Origin of the sequence: Sphingobium sp. SA916 (assembly GCF_002894065.1) — a bacterium.
In the GTDB taxonomy this organism is placed as follows: domain Bacteria; phylum Pseudomonadota; class Alphaproteobacteria; order Sphingomonadales; family Sphingomonadaceae; genus Sphingobium; species Sphingobium fuliginis.
This window is the reverse complement of record NZ_LXYF01000029.1, coordinates 82070-88329: the sequence shown is the minus strand read 5'-3', so window position 1 is coordinate 88329 and position 6260 is coordinate 82070. Positions and strand designations below refer to the sequence as shown.

The 6260-nt window shown below is 66.9% G+C and carries 6 protein-coding genes and 1 pseudogene; 4 read left to right on the top strand and 3 right to left on the bottom strand.

Features of this window, described 5'->3' with window-relative positions; all coding sequences use genetic code 11:
* Nucleotides 1-369 (bottom strand): annotated as a pseudogene (locus tag A8G00_RS07830) (hypothetical protein); the annotation flags it as partial.
* 266 nt (nucleotides 370-635) lie between these two features.
* Here A8G00_RS07830 and A8G00_RS07825 point away from each other — a divergent pair.
* Entirely contained in the window at nucleotides 636-1124 is a 489-nt protein-coding gene (locus A8G00_RS07825; RefSeq protein ID WP_103000425.1) for a hypothetical protein, read from the top strand.
* Between the two features lie 13 nt (nucleotides 1125-1137).
* A complete protein-coding gene (locus A8G00_RS07820; RefSeq protein ID WP_103000429.1) occupies nucleotides 1138-3201 on the top strand; it encodes a glycoside hydrolase family 65 protein in 2064 nt (687 codons plus the stop codon).
* Here the strand turns inward: A8G00_RS07820 and A8G00_RS07815 are convergent.
* Nucleotides 3183-3368, bottom strand: a complete 186-nt coding sequence (locus tag A8G00_RS07815; RefSeq protein ID WP_103000424.1) for a hypothetical protein — start codon at nucleotides 3366-3368, stop codon at nucleotides 3183-3185. The genes A8G00_RS07820 and A8G00_RS07815 overlap by 19 nt on opposite strands.
* A 283-nt stretch (nucleotides 3369-3651) precedes the next feature.
* Here A8G00_RS07815 and A8G00_RS07810 point away from each other — a divergent pair, with 283 nt between their 5' ends.
* Entirely contained in the window at nucleotides 3652-4689 is a 1038-nt protein-coding gene (locus tag A8G00_RS07810) for a PAS domain S-box protein (protein ID WP_061938331.1), read from the top strand.
* Nucleotides 4690-4695: 6 nt separating this feature from the next.
* Here the strand turns inward: A8G00_RS07810 and A8G00_RS07805 are convergent, their stop codons facing one another.
* Complete coding sequence (locus A8G00_RS07805; RefSeq protein WP_103000423.1) at nucleotides 4696-5106, bottom strand: low affinity iron permease family protein; 411 nt, start codon at nucleotides 5104-5106, stop codon at nucleotides 4696-4698.
* A gap of 208 nt (nucleotides 5107-5314) precedes the next feature.
* On the opposite strand from A8G00_RS07805, the gene A8G00_RS07800 reads away from it, so the two are divergent.
* Nucleotides 5315-6223 (top strand): dimethylarginine dimethylaminohydrolase family protein, encoded by a 909-nt coding sequence (locus tag A8G00_RS07800; protein WP_103000422.1) that lies wholly within the window; start codon nucleotides 5315-5317, stop codon nucleotides 6221-6223.
* Nucleotides 6224-6260 lie beyond the last annotated feature (37 nt).

Genomic DNA, 6260 nt, shown 5'->3' with positions numbered 1-6260 from the left:
GGCCGCGGCATCCTGCTGCGCGGCCACGGCCGTCGATGCATGCACCTGGGCGTCGGCATCGGCGCGCAGGCGGCTTTCACCGATTGCGGTGTCCGCAAATTGCTGCGCTTCCACCGCCGTCCGGATGGCGGCCTGTTCCTTGCCGCTCTTGAGATGCTCCTGCGCCAGACGCAGGGACGCCTGGGCCTTGGCCAACACCGCCGGATCGAAGTCGCCGGCCTTCAACTTGCCCGCGGCGTCGATTTTCCCCTGGGCCTGCGCAATCGCCGCAAGCGCGCGTTCTTCATCGCCCGCCAGCGCGGGCGTGCTTGCCAGGAACAGGGCCGATGCAGCAGCGAAAGCACGCATGGAAAAGCTGATCTCACGCATATACTCTCCTGTATTCGTTTCTTGAGGCGACGAGAACGAATCATGTGGCGACTGTGTTCCACTTGGATGATGCGGATGCCGACTGTCGCATCCTCCGCCAAGGTCAAGGCCTGATCTTCGATACCGATATATTTCTCTTCCGGATGGGAACAGGATTGCACCGGAATATAAGGCGACCGCCCTAACATGCATTATATGGCTTGCCCCGGCATTGGGGAACCTGCCCGCGAGAGCCGCCGTTCTTCCGCCGAGGAGGCCGTCTGCACATGACACCGAAGAGCTGGAGCCTTGGACTGGGCCTTTTCTCCATCGGTCTGGGACTGGCGGAAGTCGCACGACCACGCGCCATTGCGAGGCGGCTGAGGCAGGACCATGCCGCCGCCCGTGCGACGATAAGGCTGTTCGGAGCGCGCGAGCTGCTGGCCGGCGCAGGCATCCTCGCGGCGCCGGCGCATTCCACGCGGGTCTGGAACCGCGTGGCGGGCGATGCCCTCGATCTTGCGGCGCTCGCCCTGGCCAGCCGGCGCCGCCCGCTCTGGGGGCTGATGGCCTTCGTCATGGGCGCCACGGTGGCGGACATCATCGTGGCGCGCGCGCTGGACCGAAAGACCGGGAAGATGTTGCCGCTGTCTCCCGGTAAGCCGCGCACACCCCCCGATCCGCCTGCCGACAAACAAGGGTCCCCCACCACCATAGAGCCGGACGACATGGCGTTTCACCATGCGCCGCCGGTGCCCGCGCGACAGGTGCGATGACCGGGGCGGGGAGATGACCTCCGCTCCCCTCAATCCGCCGCCCTGTCGTGGCGCCCGCGGCAGCGACCTGCCGGCCTATGTCGGCAACGGCATGATCGGCCTTCGGGTGCGGGAAATCCCCCTGCTGGCGGGTTCCGCGATCCTGAACGGCGTCGTCGGTCCCGATCCGGACAAGGGGATCGAAGCGGCGGTGCCCATCCCCTACCCGCTCGCCGCCGACATCGCGATTGGGGAGGCATGGCTGTCGGACCAGCCCTGGGCCGCCGAAGACCTTCTGCAGAGCTATGACTCCGGCACAGGGGAACTGTTCAGCCAGTTTCTCTTCCGCATCGGGGACGTGGCGCTGACCGTGGAGGTCACGACCTTCGCCAGCCGCAGCGACTGCTCGCTCGTCCTGCAGGAAAGCCGCATCACCGCCGGGCAGGCCTGCTCGATCCGGCTGCGCACGCTGGTCGATTCCCGCCCGGCGCAGGGGCGCATGGCCGAAAGGCGCACCGGCGGCCCCTCCGCCGGCGGGGGCGAAGGGTCGCTGCTCTGGGTGCCCGAGGGCGATCTCAGCCATTGCGGCATTGCCTTCCACAGCCGCTGCTCGCTGACGGACGACAGCATGATCGCGCCGAAATTCGGCTCCGGCCCTCTGGTCGCCGAATATCGCGTCGACCTGAGGGCTGGCCAGCGGGTGGAGCTGCATCAGATCGCCGCCCTCATCCCCTCCATCGTGCATCACCGGCCAAGGGAGGAGGCGGTCAGACGCGCCAGCCTAGGCGCGCGGCGCGGGCTGGCGCGTCTGCGCGCCCTCAATCGGGAAAGCTGGGCGGAAATCTGGAAGGGCCGCATCGTTGCGCAAGGCGCGGAACCCCGGCATCAGCAACTGATCGACGCCGGCTTCTACTATCTCAACGCCTCGGCCCACCGCTCTTCACCCGCCGCGACATCCATGTTCGGCCTCGCCCATTGGCCGGGCTATCATTATTATTACGGCCATGTGATGTGGGACATCGACGCCTTTTGCGTGCCTCCCCTTCTGCTCCTGCAACCCGGCGCCGCCCGCAGCCTGATCGACTTCCGGGCGCGCCATGTCGAGGCTGCCCGGCGCCATGCCCGGCTGGATGGGAAGCCGGGCATGCGCTTCCCGTGGCAGGCCGCGCCCCTGAGCGGGGAGGAGGCCGCTCCCGACGATGGCCCGGCAGCAGCCTTCGCCGCCCATCTGTCCCTCCACGTCGCCCGCGCCTTTTCCCTGGACGCCGATTGCACGGGCGATCTGCGCTACCTGCGGGACCGGGGTTGGCCGATCATCGCCGGCGTTGCCGACTGGCTGACCGGGAGGCTGGAACGCACCCAGCGCGGCGCAGAGCTGCCCCGCGCCACCGGCCCCGCCGAAGTGCCGGATCCGCCGGACAATGACAGCTTCACCCTGATGACGGCCGCCGACCTGCTGAAGCGCGCGATCCGGATCGGCGCCGGCATCGGCGCCGACATCCCGGCGGCCTGGCAGGACATGCTGGACGCGCTCTACCTGCCGCGCCGGAGCGACGGGGTCATCCCCGCGCATGACGATTTCCGGATCGACGAGGATAAGGGCGCCACGCCCAGTCCGCTGGCGGGCCTGTTCCCGATGGACTATCCCGCAGGCGAAAGGGAGCGGCAGGCGACGCTGGATTTCTTCCTGTCCCGCTGGCGCGATTATGTGGGATCGCCCATGCTGGCCGCCTTCTATCCCGCCTGGGCGGCCATGGCGGGCGACCGGAAGCTGGCGCTCGACCTGTTCGAGGAGGGCTATGCCGCCTATGATGCGGGACGGTTCCACCAGTGCCTGGAATATCGCGTCGACCATCCGGACTCGGCCGTGCCCGCAGGCCCCTTCCTCGCCAATATCGGCGGCATGCTGATGACGATGCTGTTGGGACTGCCCGGCCTCCGCATCAGCGGCGACAGTCCGGAGGCATGGCCCCACCGCCCTGTGACGTTGCCATCGGGCTGGTCCTCCATCGCCGTCGATCGCCTCTGGGTGCGGGGAAGGCCGATGCGGCTGATCGCGGAACAGGGCAAGGATCGCGCTCAGATCCTGCCGGCATAGCCCGGCCGCCGCAGCAGGCGCCCGCCCCGCAGCCGCAACCGGCCGAGAAATCCTTCCCGCCGCAGCGTATAGGCTCCGCCCGCCGCCACCAGGGCAATGCCCAGCAGCGAAACCCCGTCCGGCAGGGCGCCGAAGGCCAGATAACCGATCAGCGTGGCGAACAGCACCTGCGCATAGGAGAAGGGCGCCAGGAACGACGCGCTGCTGAAACTGCAAGGCGGGGAGAAGGCGGATGCGCTGATCGCGGAACTGGACGATCGCTACCTCCGAACCCATGGCCACGCAAAGCCGCACGGCCATTTCACAGGCTGAAGGCCAGCCGCCTCAACCCGCATCACAGGCCCTCCAGGGCAGCAGGGCTTAACCTGCTTTAGTGCATGGAGGCCTCGCGCCACTATAAGCGGCCAGTCAACGCCATCGCCCCCGAATGGGGCACGCAAGGAAGCAGGATTGTCGGATATACCAGCTACAGCCAGGGCGGCAGGCGGTTCGGACGGAAAATCAGAGATCGATGCCGGCGCCTGGCTGGCCGCCATCGTTGAAAATTCCGACGACGCCATTCTGAGCAAGACGCTGGACGGCATCATCACGACATGGAACGGGGGCGCCAGCCGCCTGTTCGGCTATTCCGCCGAGGAAGCGATCGGCAGGCCGGTGACGATCGTCATTCCCGAAGACCGCCTGCATGAGGAGGATCATATCCTCGCGCGCCTGAGGGCGGGAGAGCGGATCGATCATTTCGAGACGGTTCGCCGTCGCAAGGACGGGACGCTCATCGCAATATCGCTGACGGTTTCCCCCGTCCGCAATGCGGCGGGGCAGATATTGGGGGCATCCAAGATCGCGCGCGACATCACGGCGCAGAAACGCGCAGCCGCGCAACAGACCCTGCTGCTCAAGGAGATGCGCCACCGCGTCAAGAACCTCTTCGCGCTGGCCACCGGGCTGGTGGCGCTGAGTGCGCGCGGGGCGAAGGATGTCGGGGAACTGACGCGCGATCTGACGGCGCGGCTGATGGCGCTCGCCGCCGCGCACCAGCTTACCTTGCCCGATGTGGACAATGAGGGGACGGCGGGAACCGCCACGACCCTGTTCTCGCTGCTGGAGGCCATCGTCGCCCCCCATGAACTGGCGGATGAGCGCAAGCGCATATTCGTGAAGGGCACGGACCTGGCCATCGGCGGCGGCGCGTTGACGTCGGTCGCGCTGCTGCTGCACGAACTGGCGACCAATGCCGCCAAATATGGCGCGCTCTCGACGCCGGACGGGCGGTTGGACGTCACCGTCAGCATCCAGGATGACGATGCGCTCATCCAGTGGGTGGAATGCGGCGGCCCCGCCCTGGACCGGGCGCCGGATCGCGAAGGCTTCGGAACGGCGCTGGAGCAGGCGTCGCTCAGGGGAACGGGCGGCACCCTCGTCCGGTTGTGGAAGGATGCCGGCCTGACGATAGAAATCCGGTTCAGGCTGAGCCGTCTCAGCCAATAGCGGCGCTCAATACCGCTTGAGCAAGCGTTCGACCGTGGGGGCGGCCGACCCTTCGCGGCCCGACTTGTCCTTGATGTCGCGTTCCAGCGCGTCGCGGATGGCGGCGATCTGCGCATCCGTCAGATGTTCGATGCCGACAAATTCCACGCGCGCCTTGTCCAGGGCTCGGATGATCTCGTCCAGTTTCGCCTGCATGGCCGCGCCGTCGCGGTTCTGGCTGTTCTGGATCAGGAAGACGGCGAGGAAGGTCAGCACCGTCGTGGCGGTGTTCACGATCAACTGCCAGGTATCGGAGAAATGGAGAAATGGCCCCGACACAGCCCAGAGGAGGATCAGCAAGGTGGATATGATGAAGGCCTGGGGCTGTCCCATGAGGCGTGCACTGCTGGTGGCGATGTTGGTGAAAATCCGATCCATTATTTTGCGCCTGCGACAATATGGCCCCCATCGGAAAGGATAGGTGCGAACCGAACCGCGGACATTAACTTATGATAGTGCCTGCGGGCCGTCGATTTTCCGGGCAGGAGCGGCGCAATGCTTCGACCGTCGCGGGAAGATTGCCGGGATACAGTCGCAAGGCGGATGCGTTGAATGCGAAGGAAGCAAGGCGGCACGGAGCGCAGGCATGAAACTGGACTGGCACGGCGAAGACGGCGGAGCGGGCGCCACCATCATCCGCGATTTTTTCGTGGAAGGGGAAAGCGACAGGCTGACCGACGTGCTGCTTTGCGCGCCTTCCCATCTGGAGCCGGTTCCCTGCTGTTCGGTGACGCGCGAAAGCCTGCGCAAGGGACTGGCGGTTTCGGTCGACAAGGCCGAAGGGCAACATCGCGCCCTGCGCGGGGCGTTGGCCGATCATCAGGTGCGGTGCCATCTTCTGCCGGCGCATGCCGATCTGCCGGACCTCTGCTTCACCCGCGATACGGGCGTGGCGACGCCCTGGGGCCTTGTCGCGTTGAATCCCGCCATGCCGCACCGCGCGCGGGAAGCGGACCATGTGGCGCAGGCCTTGTCCCGCCTGGGCGCCCGCCCCGTCCGGCGCATCCGCGAAGGCAGGATCGAGGGCGGCGACATCTGCCTGGCGCGGCGCGGGCTGCTGATCCTGGGCATATCCGGCGAGCGGACGGACGAGGCGGGCGCCCATGCCTTTGCGGAGCCCTTTGCCGCCAATGGCTGGGACATTCTCCGCTACGCCTTCGATCCGCATTTCCTCCATCTCGACACGCAATTCTGCATGCTCGACGCCCATCATGCACTGGCCTGCGTCGACGTTCTCGACGACGCCTTCCTCGCAGCCGTGGAGGCGCGCGGCATCACGCTGCTGCCCGTTTCCTACAAGGAGGCGCGTGGCCTGGGCTGCAATATCCTCTCCATCGACGGCCGGACGATCCTGATGGGCGCAGGGCATGACGACGTCGCCGCCCGGATCAGCGCGGCGGGATTTCAAGGCATCGCGCTGGACGTGTCGCAATTCGCCGCCTGTGGAGGCGGCATTCATTGCATGACCATGCCCCTCCGGCGGACGGCCGGCTAGGCGGGCGCGATAAGCCCCAGACGGTCTTTCCCGAAGT

Coding starts and splice junctions, on each gene's coding strand:
- A8G00_RS07825 (WP_103000425.1), top strand. CDS start 636: ATGACACCGAAGAGCTGGAGCCTTGGACTGGGCCTTTTCTCCATCGGT.
- A8G00_RS07820 (WP_103000429.1), top strand. CDS start 1,138: ATGACCTCCGCTCCCCTCAATCCGCCGCCCTGTCGTGGCGCCCGCGGC.
- A8G00_RS07805 (WP_103000423.1), bottom strand. CDS start 5,106: ATGGATCGGATTTTCACCAACATCGCCACCAGCAGTGCACGCCTCATG.
- A8G00_RS07800 (WP_103000422.1), top strand. CDS start 5,315: ATGAAACTGGACTGGCACGGCGAAGACGGCGGAGCGGGCGCCACCATC.